Raw genomic sequence first — 20649 nt, 5'->3', positions numbered from 1 at the left:
GGCTGCATAAAGTCCTGAGAGGATCTGGAGAAGCGGCATGTAGTCGAATTTAGGAGGTTAGCGCATTGTCTTCCTCATTTCTTTTATTAAACACCTTTCATACGGAACTGGCCAAGCTTGCGGAAAAAGCTGAGGAACTCATCTGGTCCAATCCAAGAATGATGCTCATTCAGGGACGATTGTTCGCGGAGCAATTGGCGATTGACGTAGCAAAGAGAGAAAAGGTAGAGCCTGTCTATCCGATTAAACAAATAGAACGAATCGATAAATTGGAAAAAAACCAGCTGATTACGCCGGAAATCCGCGCTTCATTCGAATGGCTGCGCATCCACGGCAATATCGCCGTACATGAAGCGAAGGATACGCCAATCGATATTGCGCTCACTGCGCATCGGCAGCTCTATCAACTGAGCGCATGGTATACCGAATTGTACGGTCCGATTGAAGTTGAGGCGCCGGACTATGTCATGCCTTTGCCGGAAGCTGCAGCCGGAAATACCGCAGCGACGGATATAAGCGAGACGATCAAAAAGCTGATCGAGGATCAAGTATCTGGAAAGCTGCTGATCTCAATTGACGATAAGTTTCGTGAAATGCAAGAAATGTTGAACAAGTTCGCAAGCGGCGTTGACGAATGGGCGCGCAACACAGCTGCGTCAGGCAACGCTGCGGTTGCAGCGGAGCCAGTGCCAGCTGCGATTAAATCGGCGGAAGCTGAGGCTGAAATCGAAGCCAAAGCCAAAGCCGATGCAGAAGAGCTGCCGGACACAAAGACCGATTCGGACAAAGCCCAACAGAACAGCGAAATCGAGATCGGACAATATATGATCGATTTGTCGCTGGATGTTGTGGACAAGCGGGAAAACGGCGGCGCGCTATGGATTATCGGCGGCTGGGAGCTAAAGGATACGCTGTTCGCGCTAAAGCCAAAAGGCTTTAATTTCCGCTTCGCCCGCAACGGCAGCCAGTCGACCAAGCGCAAACCGGCTTGGTTCCTCATGGGCAAAGACCCTTCGGCCAAACGCTGGTTCATTCAGGAGACGGCAGAGACAGCGGAAGAGGAGAACACGCTTGCAGCTGCCGAGAGCGAAGAAGCGGCCAGCGCTCCATCTGCAGAAGCTGTGCAAGCCATCGCTGAACGAGAAGCTGCGCCGGCGATCGAGCAGAGCGAATTATCCGAGCCCTTCGAGCAGCCCGAGCAAGATGCTGTTGATGCTGCCGGGGATCGCGGAGATAATGGCGTCATTATTCCGCAAGCGATTCGGCTCCATCGTCTCGACAGCTACGAGCCGAGCCGCTTAAGTGAAATATCGCAGCAGCTGGGCATTGTTACTCTGGAAGAATGGACCGAGGAGCAGCTCAAGGAGCTATACCGTCAGCAGCCCAAGCATTTGCATGATGTACTCGTCCAGCTATGGTTTCTCGGCGTGGAGTTCCGGGGAGAGCTTAGCCGTTTTATTAAGCTGGAACGCGAATCGGATGAAGCGTATATTAACGGGTTGAAGCCGGACATCGTTCTGGAGGATGTGCTACGCCTTGACGTGTCCAGACTGCTGGCGCGCTTCGGCATTCGTTCGACCGGGCAATTGAATGGCATTCCGGTCGCTTCGATCAAATGGCTGCTGCGCGGACGTACGGATGATATGCTGCAAACGCTGGAACAGTTTAAGCCGGAGGAACAGCCGGAAGAATCGGCAATCGCAAGTGTCGATGAGGAAAACGCAGAGAATGCGGATGAGCAGCCGCTCTTGCTCTCGTTCCAGGAGGGACTGCTGGAAGTTCCGGTTCAATTGCTGGATACCCGCATCGATGACCTGTCGATTCAAGGCTGCAATGCTCTTCTTACTGGAATTAAGCGGCAATATAATATTGACCTCATCCGTGATCTTCCTGTAAATCTGTCTGATTTGACAGCGCGAATCAGCGGAGTCGGGCAAGGGGCCGTTCAGAAGTTTTTTGTACAGCTGGCTTCTTTTGTGAACGGAGGAGAAGCGGAAGGCCTGTCTCATTCCACAGTCGCCCCTCTTTCCTATTTGAATCAAAGCGCCAAGGAAAGCGGCAAGATCTTATGGGAAGACACGACGATTGAGCTCCAGAACGAAGATATGGATATGCCGCTGTCGGTGGAACTCTATCCGACCGTGCCAAAGCTGATTTATGAATTGCAGAGCCAGCATATTTATAAGCTCGGCGAGCTTCCGACAATGCTTGGAAATCTTCAGCAAATAAACGGTGTAGGCCGCACAGTCGTCAATAAGTTTGCGGCACAGTTGGCCATTCGTCTACAAGCGTTCCGATCAGGGCGGGAGCAGGAGCAGAAGTGGCATAGCATGTCTGTTTCGGAGAGAATTGCTTTTGCCATCGAAAATCTGGAGTCGTTATGGCTGGAGAAGCTGTCAGATGAGGCGATTGCCGGCAACCGTAATTTGCAAATGTTGCATTTGCGTTGGACGGAGCGCAAAGAAGGGCGCAGGGCGACATTGGAATGGCTGGGCCAGCGTTATGAATTAACGAGAGAACGGGTTCGGCAAATTATTAGCAAATTGCTTACGAAGCTGCATCCAGACGTAGCTGTAGTCGAACGGGCGCTCAAGGAGGCTTGTCTTCAGCATCAGCAATACTATTGCTATCCGATGGCCATAGACGAGAAGTTCTCGCACGGACTGTTGGAGCAAGTCGTCGAGGAGTATGAAGGGCTTGTATATTTGGAGCAGTATGGATGGTGGACCATTGAGAAGCAAGAAACATTCGAGGCGGATGCCTTGAAGCTGCGCAAGTCTTTCCAGGAATGGATGAGAGGCCGAATGGTGCCGATCGGACAAATTGAGGCGATTATTCCGCAATTGACCGAAGGCGCAATGCCCGATGAGCTTGCGCTGCGAATTGTCCATGAAGAGCTTCAGCTTACAGCGGACAGCCTTTATATTCTGGCAAATTCCAAAAAGTACGAAATGGTCGAGATGGTGCTGCGCCTCTATCCGGAGGGCGTGGAAATTTATAAACGCGCGAATGAATTGGTTGCAAGAGCCAATCTTGTACGGCCCGGTGAATTTGTAAGGGAACGGGACTTTACTTCGGTATTTGCGCGTGATGAATTTATGGATACCGCTTATCTCTGGGGGAGGGGCGAATATATTCATCATTCCTATGTCCAGGTGAATCCGTCGCTCATCGCTGCGGTTTCGGACAAAGCGCTCGAGCTGCTGGAAAGAAGAAGCCCGATATCCGTAGGCAGGCTCTTCCAATTGTTCGAGGACGAGCTCGTACAGGGCGGCATGCCGAATGAGTACGCGTTGTATACGATGCTTCGCAAACTGGGCTCCGACAAGCTGGCTCCCAATAAATTCCCGCATATCTGGCATCAGGATGACGCCTTCCAGCTTAGCAACGGGGAACAGATCAAAATGTTTATTCGCGAGCGTCAAGAGCCTCAGAAGCTGGACAGTTTGCGGGATGAATTCATTGTGAAGCGGGGCTGGAAAAAGTTCACGCTGGAGTTCTCCATTTCGACGGATTCCGATTTTGTCAGCGCGGATTTGGGCATTGTCGGCTTGAGGGAGTTTTACCCTTATGCGGAGAACGATTTCGAGCCGATCACGAAGCAGTTGCACGCATTGCTGGATGATACGGGGGTCGTTCATATTAACCGGGTTTATGAGACGACGAAGCAAGCTTGCGATCGCATGGGCATTGCATCCGGTTATCTGCTCTACGATTTGCTTCAAGGGCTTGGCCTCGATCGTCTGCGCTTTGCCAGATATCCGCTCATTTCCACGGATGATCATCCGCTTGAGGGACTAACCCTGCAAACGATGGTGGAGCAATACCTTGCGGAACAGGAAGCGGAAGTGCCTAGAGAATTGGTGTACCATTGGGTGACGGAAGAAGTCGGGGCAAGAGAAACGACGCTCGATATTGCGCTGTCGAACAGCGATGTTATTTACTACTACCGCAGCGGGCAATTCGGGGAGTATATTCACCGCGATAGGCTGGGCTGGTCAGAGGAGAAGAAAGACTGCCTTGTGGAGTATGTTTCAGCTCAACTGAGCGACAAGCTTGCCGCGTCGCAATATTTCGTTACGGTGGATTCAGTGCTGGATCAAACGAAATTGCCGCCGATCGAGAGCGGATTGGAATGGACGCATGATTTGTTAATCGATTGCTTGCGCAAAAGCGGCAAATTCAAATTGTTCGGTTCGTTCGGCAACATTGTTGCGCATGCTAACGACAGCTCTATTCCGAGTGAGACGGATTGGATCGCACACGTCTTGCAGCTTCGATTCGAAGGCAAGGCTGCGCTCAAGGATTTGTTCTCCGAGCTGGCTAAGCTCAGGTACTCTAAAGATGGACGATTCTTGTATGAAACGTTGACCAAGCTTGAGGACGGGACGGCGCCATTTATTGTTGAAGACGAGACGGTCAGGTCCAAATAGGCATGTAGTCGTAGTCACCGCGGGCGTCGAGCACGAGCAGGAAACAAACAACGGAGGCGTTCTACGAATGGCAAAATATAAAGTGTCAGACCTGGCTGCGTTCAATGCGGTCACGCTGCCCAAAAAGCATAGCTTAGACTATATTCAGTATTTGGACACGGCAAGTCTCACGACTGGCATCATATCGGAAGTGAAAAAGCTAACGGTTGGTATTGACGCCATTCCAAGCCGAGCGCAAAGGGTCGTATCGGCCAACGATATTCTCATCTCGACTGTTCGGCCTAATCAGAAGCATTATGGCATTATTAAGCAACCGGTTCCCAATATGATCGCATCAAGCGGTTTTGCAACGATATCCGCCAATGAGGAAATGGTGTCGCCGCAATATTTGTATTATTATTTGACGCAAGAAGAGATTACGAGCTATTTGTCTGCGATCGCCGAGACGAGCACGTCAACGTTCCCGGCGATTACGCCTTCGGTCATTAAAGATCTCGAAATGGAATTGCCTCCAAAGGAACGGCAATTGGAGATAGCGGCGATTCTCTCTGCATTTGACGACAAAATCAAGCTGAATATCCGCAAGAACTTTGTGCTGGAGCGGATGGCGCAAGCAATTTACAAGCAATGGTTTGTCGATTTTAACTTCCCGGACGCCAATGGCGAGCCTTATCAAGCGAGCGGCGGCGAGATGGTGTGGAGCGAGGAGCTGGGCAGGCCGATTCCGTCGGGGTGGTCCATTGGCTGTCTCGACGACATTGCAGACATTGCGAGCGGCAAGCGTCCAGCCGGCAAATCGGAGACGAGAAGCGAGGAATATAACATTCCGCTCGTTGGCGCAAGCTCTGTGATGGGGTATGTCAATCAAGCCCTGTACAATGAGCCGATTCTGGTCATTGGTCGCGTAGGAACGCATGGCGTTGTCCAGCGCTGCCAAACCGAATGCTGGCCCTCGGACAATACGCTGGTTATCCAAAGCGAGGGTTACGAGTACGTCCATCAGGTGTTGAAGCATATCGACTACCCGTCGTTAAACCGAGGGTCGACGCAGCCGCTTATCACGCAAACCGATGTGAAAAATACGAAGCTGGCGCTTCCGGATCCGGAAACCGCAGCGCTGTTCGAACAAACGGCAGGCGTTCTGTACGAGCGGGTCGAGAATAACAAGCGGCAAAGTGAAGCTTGCGCCGCTCTCCGCGATACGCTCATTCCGAGGCTGATGTCGGGCAAGCTTGCTCCTGCCGCTATTGCGTATTGACTTTCGTTTTCCGATTCGGATATACTGTCTGTAATCTTATAGCTGACATACGTTGAAAGAGACCAGTAGCAGCTTTTGTCCCTGTTCCAGAAAGCCGGGGGTGATGAAACCCGGACAAACAAAGGACTGCGAATTACACTCTGGAGTATCTTGGGTAATGCCAAGCGGAGTAGCGAACGATATTTCGCTGAAAGCGGCATGAATGGCGCGCGTAAAGCGCATAGAGCCATTGGTGCAATCTGGGTGGTAACACGGTTATTCAATCGTCCCTATGTCTACAATAGACAAGGGGCGATTTTTGTTTTTTATAGGAATCTATAACGTATATCTATTCGATAGAAGGGGTTGTACAGAAATGAACATTATTGATGAACTCGAATGGCGCGACGCCATTAACCAACAGACGGACGCGGAAGGGCTGCGCGAATTAACGAATACGAAATCGGTATCGCTTTACTGTGGCGTCGATCCGACAGGCGATTCGATGCACATCGGACACTTGATTCCGTTTATGGTGCTGAAACGGTTCCAGCTTGCGGGACACCGTCCGGTCATTCTGATCGGCGGCGCTACGGGCACAATCGGCGATCCGAGCGGACGGCAAACGGAGCGTTCCCTGCAAACGATGGAGCAGGTGCAAGCGAACGTTGACGCCTTGACGGCGCAAATGAAAAAGCTGTTTGTTACCGAAGGCGACACTGGCGTGCGCATGGTGAACAACTACGATTGGACGCATAAAATTAACGTAATAGACTTCCTGCGCGACTTCGGCAAAAACTTCAGCATCAATACGATGCTGGCGAAGGACGTTGTGTCGAGCCGTCTTGACAGCGGCATTTCGTACACGGAATTTTCATACCAAATTTTGCAATCGCTCGATTACCTGCATCTGTACCAGCACGAGGACGTGCAGCTGCAAATCGGCGGCTCCGACCAATGGGGCAACATTACGAGCGGCTTGGATCTCATTCGCAAAAAAGAAGGCTCCGAAGCGAAAGCATTCGGCCTGACGATACCGCTCATGCTGAAAGCGGACGGCACGAAATTCGGCAAAACGGCAGGCGGCGCGATCTGGCTCGATCCGAACAAAACGACGCCGTTCGAGTTCTACCAATTCTGGGCGAACACCGACGACCGCGACGTCGTGAAATATTTGAAATACTTCACGTTTCTCGACAAGGAAACGATCGACGGACTGGCTGAGAAAGTGCAAACGGAGCCGCATAAGCGCGAAGCGCAAAAAGCGCTGGCCGAGGAAATGACGCGATTCGTCCACAGTGAAGAAATGCTGGTGCAGGCAAAGCGCATTACGGCGGCCTTGTTCAGCGGAGATATCAAATCACTGACAGCCGATGAAATCGAGCAAGGCTTTAAAGAAATGCCGACGTTTGAAGCGGGCAAAGAGTCGAAGAACATCGTCGATTGGCTCGTTGAGCTCGGCATTGAGCCTTCGAAACGCCAAGCTCGCGAAGATATTACGAAAGGCGCTATCTCGATGAACGGCGAACGCGTCGGGGACTTGGAGCTTGAAGTAACGGAGGAGCACGCGATCGGCGGACGCTTCATCATCATCCGCAAAGGCAAGAAAAACTACAGCCTAGTGAAATTGACATAGCGCCCAAGCGCAAAAAAAGCTTCTTTCCGATTCGCTATCGATGCGAAATAGGGAAAGGAGCTTTTTTTATATCAGCTGAATAGGCGAATTTGTTTAATCTGAGTAGCGATGCGGTCGAAGCTTTTCTGAAGCTTGCTCCGGTTATCGGGAAGGAGAGTTAAATCAAGCTCGGCTGCGATCGCTTGTACGACTTGCTCTGTTGTCATCTCGTCGGTGTTCAAATGCTTTTGAAACAGCTCGCCCGACAAGCTCTGCATACAGCGATCGATTTGCGCGGCTCCCCAAGAGCGGGCTCCGTCTCCCCGGCTGCGCAGCCGCTTGAGCAGCACCGGCTTAGACGCCCACAGCGTGAAATGTCGGACGTCCAGCCCGTCAAGCTTTAACTGGCCAATGATTTGCAGAAAATAAGCGGGCGATACAACTGTCATAGGGACAATAATATGACCCTTGTATTCTTTGCTTATGTATTTGAGCATGGCATAATTGATCTCGCGCCATACCGGATAGTCTTGAAAGTCGGCTTTCAGCATCGTCATTGGAAGCTGCTTGCGAATATAAAAGCCTGCGTTCTCCGGGTCAAAAACGAAAGAACCGGCCAGTCGTCTATGAAGCTCATAGGCGGTTTGCGATTTTCCTGCCCCAAATGCGCCGTTAATCCAAATGATCACGTTAGTTCACCTCTATGAGTTTGAATGACCGCTTTCATTGCATATTGAAAAAATTGCCGCGATTGGTTAGACGCAGTGAGAGGAAGAAAGGTTTCTGACGCTTTGACGAGTTCTGTACTATGTCTGAGTGAATAAATGTAAATAAAGGATAATCCAAGTAAAAGTCGAATGGTGTTAACGCAATGTAGAAATAAGAAATTCAAACGAGCAGGGAGATTGATTGAAAATGAACAACGTCTTAACGACTTTGCAACAAAACGAAGTTCAGTATGATCTCATCCGCCATGAGAAGCAGATTCGCTCAGCACAAGAAGGAGCCATCTATTTTGGGATTGAAGCCGGACAGACGGCCCCTGCGTTAGTTCTCAAATCAGAAACAGAATTTTACGCATTGATTGCTTCCGGAAATCGAGGGCGCGTAAATCTTGAGGAAGTGTCGGAACTCATAGGCTGCGGCCCATTAAAAATGGCAAGTCCTAAGGAAGTTCAGCAAATAACCGGATATGCCGTCGGCAGCGTCCCTCTTGCGCTTTCTTTGCCCTGTATCGTGGACCGAGAGCTTTACCGATATCCTTATATTTACGGAGGTTCAGGAGATCCGATGTCGACATTAAAGATTGCCCCGACCGATCTGGAAAAACTGAATGTGGTTGTCGGCTTTTTGGACTAAGCGTTGCGATATCGCTGCTGCTGGATAGGCGATGGTTTTATTCGAGAACTGGGAGAGGCCTATAGACGGACGAATAGTTGTGCCCAATAGGTTTTGTAGTCATTTTGATCATTGCCGGGCACATAGCCGACACCGAGATGGGTGAAGTTCGGATTTAAGATGTTGGCGCGATGGCCGGGACTGTTCATCCACGATTCCATAACCGCTTCCGGAGTGAGCTGTCCGGCAGCGATGTTCTCGCCGTAGGCGGTCCATTCCACGCCAAAGTCTGTCAGCATTTGTCCGGGCGATCCGTAAGTGGGGGACGTATGGGAGAAGTAGTTGTTGTCACGCATATCTCTTGCCTTCAGTGTGGCAATATCGTTTAGCTGATCTGTGGTGAGCATTTCGCCGTTCGGCAAATCAGCCGTAATGAACAGCTTCTGCAGAGGGAGAAGACCGGCTGCAACCCGTTCCTTATTGGTCAAACTGAACACGTCGTCAGCGTACAGCTGCTTAATGCGCGCCCTTCGCCGTTTGGCGAGAATCAGCCGATATTTGCGAGTGACTTTATGTCTTCGCTTCGTCGAAGAGGACAAGCTTCTTGCGCGTTGCTTCCGAGTAGAGGAAGCGACCTTTTTTTTGTTCATTCTATACCTCCCAAAAAGTTCTGCGAAGCAAAACTTGCTTCGAATGAATAAGCTCATTATAGTTATCGAATAGGATATGCTATTCAGAATCTATCGATTTGTAATAGATGATTACTGGTTTGAATAGAAAAGAGGCGACTGGACATGTTTGCGAACGAATCCTACAGCGGATCGAAAGAGGAAAATTACGGGATGCTGCTTAAGCAGCTGACCGCATTAATAGAGGATGAGCCGAGCCGAATCGCCAATTTGGCGAACGCATCGGCGCTGTTGGGCGTTTTTTTGGAGCGGATTAATTGGGTTGGGTTTTATATGCTTGAAGGAGAAGATACGCTCGTGTTAGGCCCATTCCAGGGGAAACCGGCATGCACGCGGATTGCGGTCGGCAAAGGAGTATGCGGGACGGCTGTCAGCCGGGGCGAAGCGGTGCTTGTCGATGATGTGCATCAATTTCCCGGACATATCGCTTGCGACAGCGCTTCGAACTCGGAGCTTGTTATTCCGCTGCGGCGCGATGGGCGGATCATTGGCGTGCTTGACATCGACAGCCCCGAGTTTGCGCGTTTCGACGAGACGGATGCGCGTTGTTTGACCGAGTTTGCTGATGTTCTTGGGAAGTATGTGTAGGAGAAAGCCTGCACAATTGAAAGGTTTCACCGTGCAGGAGGCTAATTGGCACAAAACTGTACCTGAAAACAAAAAAGGCCGATTGGCCTTTTTTTGTTTTCTCCGCGATCTAAAAGTAAAACTTCTCCATCTCACGCGGGACGCCGTTCCGGGCGAGAAGCTCGCCTACGGACTCGCTCAATTCCAGCGTATCCCCGGATGTGAGCAGCCGGACCGCAAACTTGTTGGCTTGCCGCTCATACTTTCCCACGTTAAAAAAAGATTGCTCGTCGAGCCAAAATCGGTTGAATCCCGGATGCAGCCTATCGTGACCGAGTTCATGCGCGCAGACGAAACGCCGCCAATCATCCGGCAGCAGCTCGTGGATAACGATAAAGCGCCGCCTCAGCTTTTTAAAGTAGAGTCCTTTCGTTGCATCGCCCAGATCGGCATACCGGATATGGATGCCAAGCCCCTCTGCGATGACAAAAGGATCGTTCGTCTGGAATTTTCGGATAAGCCGCAAGATTAGTTTGTCCATGGCATCACCTACTTGTCTTGGTTAGTCGGATCCTCTGGTTCCGTTTTTTTAGGGCGTTTATTCATTTGCTTGGCTTCCCAGAACAGTCCGGTCAGCACATCCATAACGCGCTGCCTGTCCGTATCGCTTAAAGGCACGCCGTCGAACATGAGGTCGCCTTCTTCTTCGAGCATTTTTTTGAAATCCCGCTTGTCTTTATACGTTGCCCACTCGGGAATCGATTCGGGAGACGGCTCCCGGCCAAGCAAAAAGTCGGCAGTCGTGTCCAAAATATCAGCAATCTTCTGCAAGTCGCCGCTGGACGGCACGACACGGTCATTTTCGATGTGGCCGAAGTTGGAACGCCCCATTCCGAGCTTCTCCGCAATATCCTGCTGCGTTAGGCCATTTTTTGTCCGCAGATCCTTGATTCTTGCCCCAATCGTCATTGTCTTCATCCTCCATTTTTATCGAAACGGTATTTTAAATACACTTGACGGTATTTATATTACCAAATATAATGGGCTTGTAAAGAGAAATCGTATTATAAATACTCTATAACCAGTTTATTGAGATCAAAGGGTAATGTCAATATCACCGGAGACCCATTAGCAGACAAGCATCTTTTTTTCACTTCATAGGGTATTTTAAATACCTATCATCAAACAATCTCGAATGGAGGCTTTTATATGAACAAAAACATGGAACTAAACCTGGAGCAGGATGTCGTTGAACAGTTAAAAGGTTACAAGCGTCTCGTTGCGCGGAAAAAATGGATTGAAAAGCAGCCGGTCGGCAGCGGAGTGACAGTCAGCTCCGTTTACGAAGACGACAAGCTGCAAGAGCTGCACCGCCAGCTGCGGTCCATGCCTTCTTATATGTACTTAAACAAAAGGGAGCAGCAAATGGAGCAGGCGGCGCATAGTCATTTAACCAGCTATCCGACCGGCACGAAAGCGCAGATGAAAGAAGTAAAGCAGGCTGCCCTCCATGCGCAATCCGCAGCCCCGGAGGATGAGAAGCTGCTCCGCGAGTTAAGCCGCAAGATCGAGAAAGTAATTGAAGCAAGAGCCGGAGCCGCAGCGGAAGGCTATGAAGGCGTTATTAACCGGGTCAGCGAGCTGCAAGACCTGGAGAGGCAGCTGAAAGCGATCGATCAGGCGATGGAGGCGCTGCAGTCTTGTTTTCCTGAGTATGAACGATTATTGAGGCTTCGTTATATTGAAGGGCGTCCGGCGGAATTCGTCGCTTCCGAGCTTGGGATTGTAGACCGAACCTTCCGCAGATGGCGGCAAAAGGCATCGCTGGAGCTTGTCCGGTTTTTGTCCGAATGAAGTCCGCGGCTTGTCCGATTTCGCTCTAAAAACCGTGCTACTATGATATTGTGAAATACTTCATCAGCAGCGGGGACGAGCGGCGAAACAAGCCGATCGTCCTTTTTATTTTGGAAGAGGGGGTGATCGTATGTAACGGTCAGGTCCGGGTTAAACGTTGGTCGTCAATGAGGAGCAGGGAAACGATACGGAGGGATACAAGCTATGGGGAACAACGAACAGACGGCAACGCCAACCGCCGCTATTCATAGCAAGCAGCAATTGCTTGCTTCGAAAAAGTATTCGGCGACGGAGAAAGACATTTTAGCCGCCATTTTAAACGATGGACAAGGCACCACTCACGAGCAGGCGCAAACGATGCTTGCCGCTTATTTGAAAAAGGAGGTCATGTAGATCATGGCAGGAGGAACTTGGACAACCCAAAACAAAGTAAGACCAGGCGTATATATCAATTTCACGGTTGAAAGAAAGCAGCAATCGGCTTTAGGCGAACGAGGCATCGTGTCAGTACCGCTCGTACTCGGGTGGGGCGCGCCAAATACTATTGTATCGATTCAAGCAGGCTCGGATATGAAAAGCTTGCTCGGCTACGATCTGAACACGCCGGAAATGCTGCTTGTCAAAGAAGCGCTTAAACGGGCAAAAACGCTGCTGCTTTATCGTCTGAACACAGGCACGAAAGCTTCGGCTGTTCTCGGCGGCCTGACTGCAACGGCAAAGTTTGGCGGCGAGCGCGGCAATGCGATTCAAATTACGATTCAGCAAAATGTCGACGATGAGCAGCTGTTTGACGTTGCGACTTATTTGGCCGGCGAGAAGGTGGATCTGCAAACGGTTGAAGACATTGCCGCGCTGATCTCCAATGCTTATGTCGATTTCAGCGGTACAGGCGCTTTGTCGGCTACGGCGGGCATTTCGCTTTCCGGCGGCGCTAACGGCTCCGTTACAAACCAGCAGCATGCCGATTATTTGGAGGCGATTGAGCTGCATGAGTTCAACACGATCGCGCTGCCGTCCAACGACGCTTCGCTGAAGCCGGTCTATGCCGCCTTTGCCCGTCGTCTTCGTGAAGAAGAAGGACGTAAAATTCAAGTGGTGCTGGCGAATTACCCGTCAGCCAATCACGAAGGCGTCATTAGCGTCAAAAATGGCGTCAAGCTTGCCGACGGAACGGCTGTTCATGCCGAGCAAGCTGTTGTGTGGGTAGCCGCAGCTACAGCAGGAGCCGGGATTAGCGAATCGTTAACCTATTCCGTTTATGAAGATGCGGTCGATACCGATATCCGCTACACGGGTTCTCAAATTGAACAGGCGCTGCAAAACGGCGAATTCGTCTTTTCCCCAAGCAGAGGCGGCGCGATCGTCGAGCAGGATATCAACAGCCTCACCGATTACGGCACAGGCAAGAGCCGTTCCTTCTCGAAAAACCGCGTGGTGCGCGTCCTTGACGGCATCGCTAACGATCTCAAATCGCTTTTTGAAACCTCTTATATCGGCAAAATCGACAACAATGCGGACGGCCGCAGCTTGTTCCGCTCGGAGGTTGTGAAATATTTGGAGCAGCTGCAGAGCCGAAATGCGATTCAAAACTTTGATTCTCAAGCGGATCTGACCGTAGCTGCGGGTGAGGAAAGCGATGCGATCGTGATTGAAGTTCATATCCAACCGGTAGATAGCGTAGAAAAAGTATACATGAAAGTGACGGTGAAGTAAGATGGCATTTCTGAACGCAGGCGATACGATTTCCGGCCAAGAGGGCCGCGCATACACGATTTTGGACGGCAAGTACGAGGAAATGTTTTATATTAAAACGCTGGAAGCGAGCATTGAAAAGCAGAAGGCTGAAATTAAGACACTCGGCCATCGCGGGCTGCAGCATAAGGCGACCGGCTGGTCCGGTACGGGCAGCATGACGATTTATTACGTAACGTCGAAATTCCGCCAGCTGATGCTGGATTACGTGAAAACGGGTGTGGACAAAAGCTTTGACATCCAAATTACGAACGAGGATCCGACGTCGACCATCGGCAAGCAGATCGTTACGCTTTACAACGTAAACCTGAACAGCGTCGTAATGGGCAAGCTCGATACGGAAAGCGAGGCGCTGGAGGAAGAGCTTGAATTCACATTCACTGGCGTCGATATTTCCGATACGTTCTCTGCGCCGGCGCAGGCTTAATCATAATAGGGGAGGGTATTGAAAATGAGCGATTTAAGCGTATTTTTCGCGCAAAATACGGCATCCGAGTCGACGGTAAAATTCGCTGTATCGGAGCGCTTTATGGATAAAGAGGGGAATCCCGTTAGCTGGGAGCTCCGCAGCATGACGGAGTCGGAAAATGAGGAATGCCGCAAATCGGCAACCCGCAAAGTGAAGGGCAAGAATGGCGTTTATACGTCCGAGACGAACACGGATGAATATTTGGCCAAGCTCGTCGTCAGCAGCATTCATTTCCCTGATTTGAAAAATGCGGAGCTGCAAAAGTCTTACGGCGTCATCGGCGCTGAAACTTTGCTGCGCAAAATGCTGCGTCCGGGCGAATATGCGGCCCTCGTGCAGCAAGTGCAGGACATTAACGGCTTCAACCAATCGATCAACGATTTGGCGGATGAAGTAAAAAACTAATCAAAGAGGGCGACGGCGAAGCGAACTATGCCTATTACGCCCTCCACGAGCTTAACATTTTGCCGCATGAGCTGATGCGCATGAGCCGCCGCGAGCGCGCGGCCATCTACGGCATGATCGACATTCGCGTCGAAAGCGAGCGCAAGCAGCGTGCAAAGGCAAAACGAAAATAAGGAGAAGGCGCCCGGGAAGGGCGCCTTCTGTTCGTGAAAGGGAGGTGTGAGAGTGAGTGATCAATTAGCGGTAACACAATCGAAAGCTGTTGTTAGTCCAAAACTGACATCGCTAGCAGGCTCTCTTGTTGTCTTCATCCGAGCAGAAAATATGCTTCAGTTTACGCAGAATTCGCCCATGGTGAAAAACAGAACTAACTCAGCAAACTCCTCCAATCGGGATGCTCAGGAATCAAGTAAAGATGAAAAAGAGCCTCCCGCGAAAAAGAAATCCAATAAATTTCTTGAGATGCTGGATCTGGAGTCGATTGCTGCGGTAGTAACGATTTTTTCCGGGTTTAAAGACCTTTTTGGCGGGGCTAACGAAAAGTTAAAAGCTGCGAATACGGCGCTTGGCAAATTCGCTTCGGCTTTAGGCGAGGCAATCGTAAGCGCGGCGAAGATGTCGATCAAAGGGGCAGCCGAAGAAAGCCATTTGAAACAAATGCTCATCGCCCGCAGCGGAAGCGAGGATACAGGGACCCGCATCTTTGACATGATTCGCAGCGATGCGGCGGCAGCGGGAGCAAGTGTCCAGGCGGCAGAAACGACCGCGCTGGAGTTTATGCCGGTGGTTCAAGATACCGACCAGCTGCGGGCAATGACCAAGATGGCAATTGACTTGTCAGCGTTTGATGTTACCGGAGGAGGCTTAAAGGGAGCGACCGATGCGATCCAGAAAGCAATCGGCGGAGATGTCAAAGAGCTGACTGAACGTTATAATATTGCACCCGCCGTAGCGGAGCAATTAAAGAAAGGCATTGCGGAAGCGAGCAAGAGCGGAGATATGGGGGCGGCTATTAAGTCGTTGTCCGCTATGATGGAGAAGGCGAATATGGGAGCGTCCGCATCCGAGGCTTTATCGAAAAGCCCTACGGAGCAGTTCGGTACGATGCAGCAAAACGTGCAAAACTCGTTTGCACAGGCTGGAGCGGGAGCCGTCGCAGCCATTTTGCCCTTAATGACGAAAATCAATGAGGCGTTCCAGGCAGGCAAATTCCAACCGTTCTTTGATTTGTTTGGCGGCGGATTGACGATTGTCGCTAACCTGCTCTCGATTGTCGGAGATGCGGCGCTTTGGCTGGCGGATGCGTTTATTCAAAATTGGCCAACCATTCTAGCCATACTTATGACGGTAGCTGTTGCCTTATTGCCTATGATGCTGGCTTCGCTCTGGTCATTATTGGCGCCTCTATGGGCAATGATTCCGCCGCTGCTTATGCAGGCTGCAGCATGGTTGATGATAAACTGGCCGATTCTTCTAATTATATTATTGGTTGGAATATTAATTGGAATGTTTCTTGCTTTTGGAGGCACGGCAAGTCAGATTGTCGGCGCTATAGTGGGAGCGTTCTATGCTTTTTTTGCCTTTATTTATAACGGCATTGCATTTTTGTGGAACAATTTGGTTTCATTCGCTGAATTTTTCGCCAATTTATTTAATAATCCGGTCTATGCGATAAGAAAGCTGGTCTATGATCTATTGGTATCCATCGTTGGTCAGTTCGGTTCGATGTACGATTCAGTACGAGGGATACTAAATAAGCTCATCGAAAAATTCAATGCATTTTTTGGGGCAAACATATCGATCATACCCGAATTGGATACAAGCTTATTAGATAAATTGAAACCAGAGGCCGGTAAGGACGTTGCGGATTTTTCAAGTAATAAAATGAAATTTAAAGATGTTGGCGACGAATTTATGAAGGGCCAGGATAAAGGAAAAGACTGGACCTCAAAAATCGGCGGCGGATTGGAAGACTTTAAAACGGAGCTCAACGGCGGAAAAGCAGGCTTCGCGACTAAAGACGAAAAAGCCAAAGGGGCCAACATCGACCGAGTCGGAGAGGTAGGCAAAATCAATGATTCCGTCGACATCTCCAGCGAAGAAATCAAAACGATGCGCGAGCTGGCGGAGATGAAAAACATTCAAAACTTCGTTACGCTGCAGCCTTCGATCAGCGTGCAGACAGGCGACATCAACAACGGCTACGACATCGATACGGTGATCCGGAGGATGGAGCAGTCGCTTACCAATGAGATCGCATCGTCGGCGGAAGGAGTGTATCGCTAATGAGCGTAAATCGCAGCTTGGATTATACGATGTGGCTTAGTTACAACAATCAAAAGGAAACCATCGTGCTCCCAGTCAATCCTCCAACCATTCAGATCAACGAAGCCGGAGGAGGCAAAAGCTTCGAGGTTTCCGGACTCGGCGAAATTAATGCGATTCAGAACAAGAAGCTGATGGACATATCGTTCGAAAGCTTCTTTCCCGCTGCTGGCGCGGAGTATCCTTTTATCGTTAAAAAGGAAGCACTGCGCCCTCCGGAATATTACATTTCGGCGATTCGCGGCTGGATGATGAAAAAAAGGCCTGTCCGGTTCGTTTTCACCGGTGCCTCCTTTGATTTGAACCTTCCGGTCAGCATTGAAAAGTTCGATTGGAAGGAAAACGCCGGTTCCGGCGATATTGAGTACAGCCTGTCGCTGAAGCAGTATGTTTTCTACGGGGCAAGGCCCGTTATCGTGAAAAATTCCGTAGGAACGGCGAAGAACAATCGGCCCGCCGATGCGATCCGATCGGAGCGAACGTATCGAATGGTGGCCGGAGATACGCTGATCAAGATCGCAAAAAAACAGCTTGGGGACGATTCGCGATGGCGGGAAATCCAAAAATTAAACGGCATCAGCGATGCAGCCTTAAAGAAGCTGCAAATCGGCATGGTGCTTAAGCTGCCGAGGTGAGCGGGATGCTGGAAATTATTTTGGATAACCGCGACGGCAAGATGTGGGACATCACAAGCATCGTTCCTTCGCTCACGTACAAAACGAAACGAATCGGCGCAGCTTCCAGCCTTGATTTGACGATAATCAAAACAGCGCCGTACCAGCACAGCGCGTTTTCGGTCAACAACGGCGACGTCATTCGGGTGCGGATGGACAAGCATAACGTTTTCTACGGCTATGTGTTCGAGGTTGGCAGGGGGCAGGACGAGACGCTGACGGTTAAAGCGTACGATCAGATCCGCTATTTGCTGGGGAATGATACGTATGTGTTCAAAAACAAAACCGCAAGCGAAATCGTTAAAAAAATCGCGGGCGATTTAGGGATGAAAACCGGCAAAATCGCGAATACCGGCTACGTCATTCCATCCATGATTGAAGACAATAAAAAGCTGCTCGATATTGTTTGCAAAGCGCTGGATTTGACGCTGATCAACGGCAAGGGCAATTATATGCTGTTCGACGATTTCGGAGTGCTGTCGGTGCAGAAGCTGGACGACCGGAAGGTCGATGTGGCGATTGGCGATTGGAGCTTGATGTACGGCTTTGATTATAAAAGCTCTATCGATTCCGACACGTTCAATAGGGTGAAAATCGTCAAAGACAACAAGGAAACCGGCAAAAGGGAAGTGTATCTCGCCCAGGACAGCGCCAAAATCGCACGTTGGGGAAGGCTGCAGCATTACCAGCAGGCGAACGAGAATATGAACAGCGCCCAAATCAACGAACAGCTGGATCAATTAATGAAGCTGAAAAACCGCGAGCAGCGCAGTCTGAGCATTCAAGCGGTCGGCGACATGCGCATCAGAGCGGGCTGCTACGTTCCGATTCTGATTGAGGAGCTAGGTCTGAAGCAATATTTTCTCGTCGAAGAGTGCTCGCATTCCCTTGATGCGGACATGCATACGATGAAATTGGAATTGAAGGTGATCTGATGGCTTTATTGGAACTGATCAAGCAAGCGGGAGCCGCCGCTTATGCGTCGGGCAACCCGATGGCCGTATTGGCTGGAAAAATTGTTCAGACCCATCCTCTGGAAGTAAGCGTCGACCAGCGCTTTACATTGCCGGAGGATTTTTTGATTGTGCCGGAAAGCATGACCCGTCTAGAGCTTGACTTGACGCATGTACACGGTACTGGGGGCGGCGTTTCGGGGGAAGCGTTGACGGGAAAAACGGTGATTCGACGCGGGCTAGAAGCGGGAGACGCCGTTCTGCTGCTGCGTGTGCAGGGCGGGCAGCAATACATTATTTTGGACAGGGTGGTCACATGACGATACCGACAAATGGCGTTCAGTTAGTAAACGGCACCGATACGGAGTCCATCCAAACGAGCAAAACGTATGGGCTGCACGTTGAAACGGGGCGAATTGCAGGCACCGTCGACGGTTTGGAAGCGATGCGGCAGGCGGTGTTCAAAATGATGCAGACCGTTCGTTATGAGCATTTTGTATACAGCTCCGATTACGGTTTCGAGCCGGTCAGCCTCGCTGGCGTCGACATCGGATTTGTGAAGTCGGAGCTGAAGCGCCGTATCCAGGAAGCGCTGCTTCAGGATGAAAGGATTACGGGCGTCAACGAGTTCGAGCTTACGGCAGACGGAGATGCTATTTTGGCCAAGTTTGCCGTTCAAACGATTTTTGGCGATTTTCAATCGTCTTTGGAGGTGAACACGAATGTATGAAACGGAAACGTTTGAAGCGATTATGCAGCGGATGCTTGCTCGCGTTCCAAACGACGTAGACAAGCGGGAAGGCAGCATCATTTACGATGCGCTGGCTCCTGCCGCTGCCGAGATGGCTGAGCTGTACGGTCAGCTGGATATCCAGCTTAATTTGAGCTTTGCCGACACATCCAGCGGCGAATACTTGCGGCGGCGGGCCGCAGACTTCGGCGTGATGTGGCAGGAGGCGACGCGGGCGCGGCGGTTGGGGTTGTTCTGGGATGAGGAGGAAGCGCCTTGCGATGTTCCTATCGGTACCCGTTTCTCTCTGCGTGAACTTAATTACGCAGTAGTAGAAAGACTGGAGACCGGACGTTATGAGCTGGAATCCGAGACGGCGGGAGCGGCGGGCAATGCCGATTTTGGCGTTCTGCTGCCGGTCGACTACGTGGCGGGGCTTGCCCGGGCAGAGTTGTCTGATGTGCTGATTCCCGGTGAGAATGACGAGACGGATGACATGCTGCGGGAGCGTTTTAGTACGCATGTGCAAAGCCCGGGAACGAGCGGCAATATATCCGATTATATGAAATGGGCGCTCGCTGTATCCGGTGTAGGCATGGTTCAAGTAGCCCCTTTATGGGATGGTCCGGGGACGGTTAAAGTGGTCGTCTTGGACAGCAGCATGCAGCCTGCTTCCAGTCAGCTTGTAGAAGATGTTCAATATTACGTTAGCCCCGTGTCCGGAACCGGTGAAGGAATAGCTCCGGTCGGCGCTGCAGTAACGGTTGTAGCGGGAGAAGGGGTTGCTGTAAACGTATCGGCGACGATTAATCTTTCGGGAACAGCTACGATTGAAACGGTACAAAATAACTTTAGAGCGGCGGTTGCCGCATACCTGAAAAAGATTGCTTTTGCAGAGGATCCTTCTCCGAAATATGTTCGTATCGGTTCAATGCTGCTTGACACGGAGGGTGTACAAGATTACTCCGGACTGCTCGTTAATGATGAGACGCTTAACGTGGCCATCGAGCCCGGTCAAGTCGCAGTTCTTGGGACGGTGATTCTCAGTGAGTGAGATTTCTAGCCCGAGGGGTCAGGAACTGCTTCAATATTTACCCGGATATTATTCGAGGATTAAGGAGTTTCAACAACTTTATGATTCAGAAGGTGTTGAGTTCGATGATCTAGTAGAGGCGACAAACAGCAATTTGGATCAAATTTTCGTCGATACTGCGACTTGGGGGCTGTCTCGGTGGGAAAAGGAGCTTGCGATCAAGCCTCCTGCCGGTCAGCCCTTTGAACAACGCCGTTCGACGATCCGTTCGAAGATGCGCGGGACGGGCATGATAACGATCAAACTTATAAGGTCGGTGGCTGAAGCTTTCCATGGTGGCGAGATTGATGTTTCGACGCATCCTGAATTATACCGGGTAACGATTAAGTTTATAGATTCGGTTGGCATACCGCCGAACTTAGACGACTTGAAAAATGTGCTTCGGGATATAATTCCTGCACATCTTGATGTCGTTTATACATTTTCGTATTTGCTTATTAACGAAATCCACGGAATGGTGACCTTGAGCGATTTGGAGGCCATTCCGTTAAAAAAATTTGCAGGAGGTGCTTGAA

General features: G+C 50.5%; 21 protein-coding genes. 17 read left to right on the top strand and 4 right to left on the bottom strand.

Annotated features, from left to right (window positions below; translation table 11 throughout):
- Nucleotides 1-65 precede the first annotated feature (65 nt).
- The 3 genes from GOM71_RS18125 (at nucleotide 66) to tyrS (ending at nucleotide 7306) form a co-directional block, all read left to right on the top strand.
- Nucleotides 66-4433, top strand: coding sequence for a DUF4145 domain-containing protein (locus tag GOM71_RS18125; RefSeq protein ID WP_156283597.1), 4368 nt, complete (start codon nucleotides 66-68; stop codon nucleotides 4431-4433).
- Nucleotides 4434-4500: 67 nt separating this feature from the next.
- Entirely contained in the window at nucleotides 4501-5691 is a 1191-nt protein-coding gene (locus GOM71_RS18120; protein ID WP_156283595.1) for a restriction endonuclease subunit S, read from the top strand.
- A gap of 355 nt (nucleotides 5692-6046) precedes the next feature.
- Nucleotides 6047-7306, top strand: a complete 1260-nt coding sequence (tyrS, locus tag GOM71_RS18115; RefSeq protein WP_156283593.1) for a tyrosine--tRNA ligase — start codon at nucleotides 6047-6049, stop codon at nucleotides 7304-7306.
- 71 nt (nucleotides 7307-7377) lie between these two features.
- Here the strand turns inward: tyrS and GOM71_RS18110 are convergent, their stop codons facing one another.
- The gene (locus GOM71_RS18110; RefSeq protein ID WP_367649687.1) at nucleotides 7378-7974 is read right to left on the bottom strand and encodes an AAA family ATPase; all 597 of its coding nucleotides are present in this window, start codon (nucleotides 7972-7974) and stop codon (nucleotides 7378-7380) included.
- Between the two features lie 226 nt (nucleotides 7975-8200).
- Here GOM71_RS18110 and GOM71_RS18105 point away from each other — a divergent pair, with 226 nt between their 5' ends.
- Complete coding sequence (locus GOM71_RS18105) at nucleotides 8201-8644, top strand: aminoacyl-tRNA deacylase (protein WP_156283592.1); 444 nt, start codon at nucleotides 8201-8203, stop codon at nucleotides 8642-8644.
- 59 nt (nucleotides 8645-8703) lie between these two features.
- On the opposite strand, the gene GOM71_RS18100 is transcribed toward GOM71_RS18105, so the two are convergent.
- Complete coding sequence (locus GOM71_RS18100; protein ID WP_367649686.1) at nucleotides 8704-9273, bottom strand: CAP domain-containing protein; 570 nt, start codon at nucleotides 9271-9273, stop codon at nucleotides 8704-8706.
- Between the two features lie 144 nt (nucleotides 9274-9417).
- Here GOM71_RS18100 and GOM71_RS18095 point away from each other — a divergent pair, with 144 nt between their 5' ends.
- A complete protein-coding gene (locus GOM71_RS18095; protein WP_156283588.1) occupies nucleotides 9418-9900 on the top strand; it encodes a GAF domain-containing protein in 483 nt (160 codons plus the stop codon).
- Between the two features lie 109 nt (nucleotides 9901-10009).
- Here the strand turns inward: GOM71_RS18095 and GOM71_RS18090 are convergent, their stop codons facing one another.
- Both GOM71_RS18090 and GOM71_RS18085 read right to left on the bottom strand, forming a co-directional pair.
- Nucleotides 10010-10420 carry an ImmA/IrrE family metallo-endopeptidase gene (locus GOM71_RS18090; RefSeq protein WP_156283586.1) on the bottom strand — a complete coding sequence of 137 codons (411 nt, stop codon included), beginning with the start codon at nucleotides 10418-10420 and terminating at the stop codon, nucleotides 10010-10012.
- An 8-nt stretch (nucleotides 10421-10428) separates the two neighbouring features.
- Nucleotides 10429-10848 (bottom strand): helix-turn-helix domain-containing protein, encoded by a 420-nt coding sequence (locus GOM71_RS18085; protein WP_156283584.1) that lies wholly within the window; start codon nucleotides 10846-10848, stop codon nucleotides 10429-10431.
- Between the two features lie 240 nt (nucleotides 10849-11088).
- Here GOM71_RS18085 and GOM71_RS18080 point away from each other — a divergent pair, with 240 nt between their 5' ends.
- The 12 genes from GOM71_RS18080 (at nucleotide 11089) to GOM71_RS18025 (ending at nucleotide 20648) form a co-directional block, all read left to right on the top strand.
- Complete coding sequence (locus tag GOM71_RS18080) at nucleotides 11089-11733, top strand: RNA polymerase subunit sigma-24 (RefSeq protein ID WP_253944906.1); 645 nt, start codon at nucleotides 11089-11091, stop codon at nucleotides 11731-11733.
- A gap of 204 nt (nucleotides 11734-11937) precedes the next feature.
- Nucleotides 11938-12126 carry a hypothetical protein gene (locus GOM71_RS18075; RefSeq protein ID WP_156283582.1) on the top strand — a complete coding sequence of 63 codons (189 nt, stop codon included), beginning with the start codon at nucleotides 11938-11940 and terminating at the stop codon, nucleotides 12124-12126.
- A 3-nt stretch (nucleotides 12127-12129) separates the two neighbouring features.
- Nucleotides 12130-13446 carry a phage tail sheath family protein gene (locus GOM71_RS18070; protein WP_156283580.1) on the top strand — a complete coding sequence of 439 codons (1317 nt, stop codon included), beginning with the start codon at nucleotides 12130-12132 and terminating at the stop codon, nucleotides 13444-13446.
- A 1-nt stretch (nucleotide 13447) separates the two neighbouring features.
- Entirely contained in the window at nucleotides 13448-13912 is a 465-nt protein-coding gene (locus GOM71_RS18065; protein WP_156283578.1) for a phage tail tube protein, read from the top strand.
- 24 nt (nucleotides 13913-13936) lie between these two features.
- The gene (locus GOM71_RS18060) at nucleotides 13937-14359 is read left to right on the top strand and encodes a phage tail assembly chaperone (RefSeq protein ID WP_156283576.1); all 423 of its coding nucleotides are present in this window, start codon (nucleotides 13937-13939) and stop codon (nucleotides 14357-14359) included.
- Nucleotides 14360-14584: 225 nt separating this feature from the next.
- A complete protein-coding gene (locus tag GOM71_RS23965) occupies nucleotides 14585-16645 on the top strand; it encodes a hypothetical protein (RefSeq protein WP_173275781.1) in 2061 nt (686 codons plus the stop codon).
- Entirely contained in the window at nucleotides 16645-17319 is a 675-nt protein-coding gene (locus GOM71_RS18050) for a LysM peptidoglycan-binding domain-containing protein (RefSeq protein ID WP_156283574.1), read from the top strand. Before GOM71_RS23965 ends, GOM71_RS18050 begins: the two co-directional genes overlap by 1 nt.
- 5 nt (nucleotides 17320-17324) lie before the next feature.
- A complete protein-coding gene (locus GOM71_RS18045; RefSeq protein ID WP_156283572.1) occupies nucleotides 17325-18293 on the top strand; it encodes an XkdQ/YqbQ family protein in 969 nt (322 codons plus the stop codon).
- A complete protein-coding gene (locus GOM71_RS18040; protein WP_216651773.1) occupies nucleotides 18293-18631 on the top strand; it encodes a DUF2577 domain-containing protein in 339 nt (112 codons plus the stop codon). The genes GOM71_RS18045 and GOM71_RS18040 overlap by 1 nt, the downstream gene beginning before the upstream one ends.
- A complete protein-coding gene (locus GOM71_RS18035) occupies nucleotides 18628-19041 on the top strand; it encodes a DUF2634 domain-containing protein (protein WP_156283569.1) in 414 nt (137 codons plus the stop codon). Before GOM71_RS18040 ends, GOM71_RS18035 begins: the two co-directional genes overlap by 4 nt.
- On the top strand, nucleotides 19034-20095 hold the full coding sequence (locus tag GOM71_RS18030) for a baseplate J/gp47 family protein (protein ID WP_156283567.1): 1062 nt from the start codon (nucleotides 19034-19036) through the stop codon (nucleotides 20093-20095). Before GOM71_RS18035 ends, GOM71_RS18030 begins: the two co-directional genes overlap by 8 nt.
- Nucleotides 20088-20648, top strand: a complete 561-nt coding sequence (locus GOM71_RS18025) for a YmfQ family protein (RefSeq protein ID WP_367649685.1) — start codon at nucleotides 20088-20090, stop codon at nucleotides 20646-20648. Before GOM71_RS18030 ends, GOM71_RS18025 begins: the two co-directional genes overlap by 8 nt.
- The last annotated feature ends 1 nt before the right edge of the window (nucleotide 20649 follow it).

The organism is Paenibacillus sp. NEAU-GSW1, from assembly GCF_009737085.1.
Taxonomy (GTDB): domain Bacteria; phylum Bacillota; class Bacilli; order Paenibacillales; family Paenibacillaceae; genus Pristimantibacillus.
The sequence above is the reverse complement of the archived record's forward strand: the minus strand, read 5'-3'. Positions and strand labels throughout refer to the sequence as shown.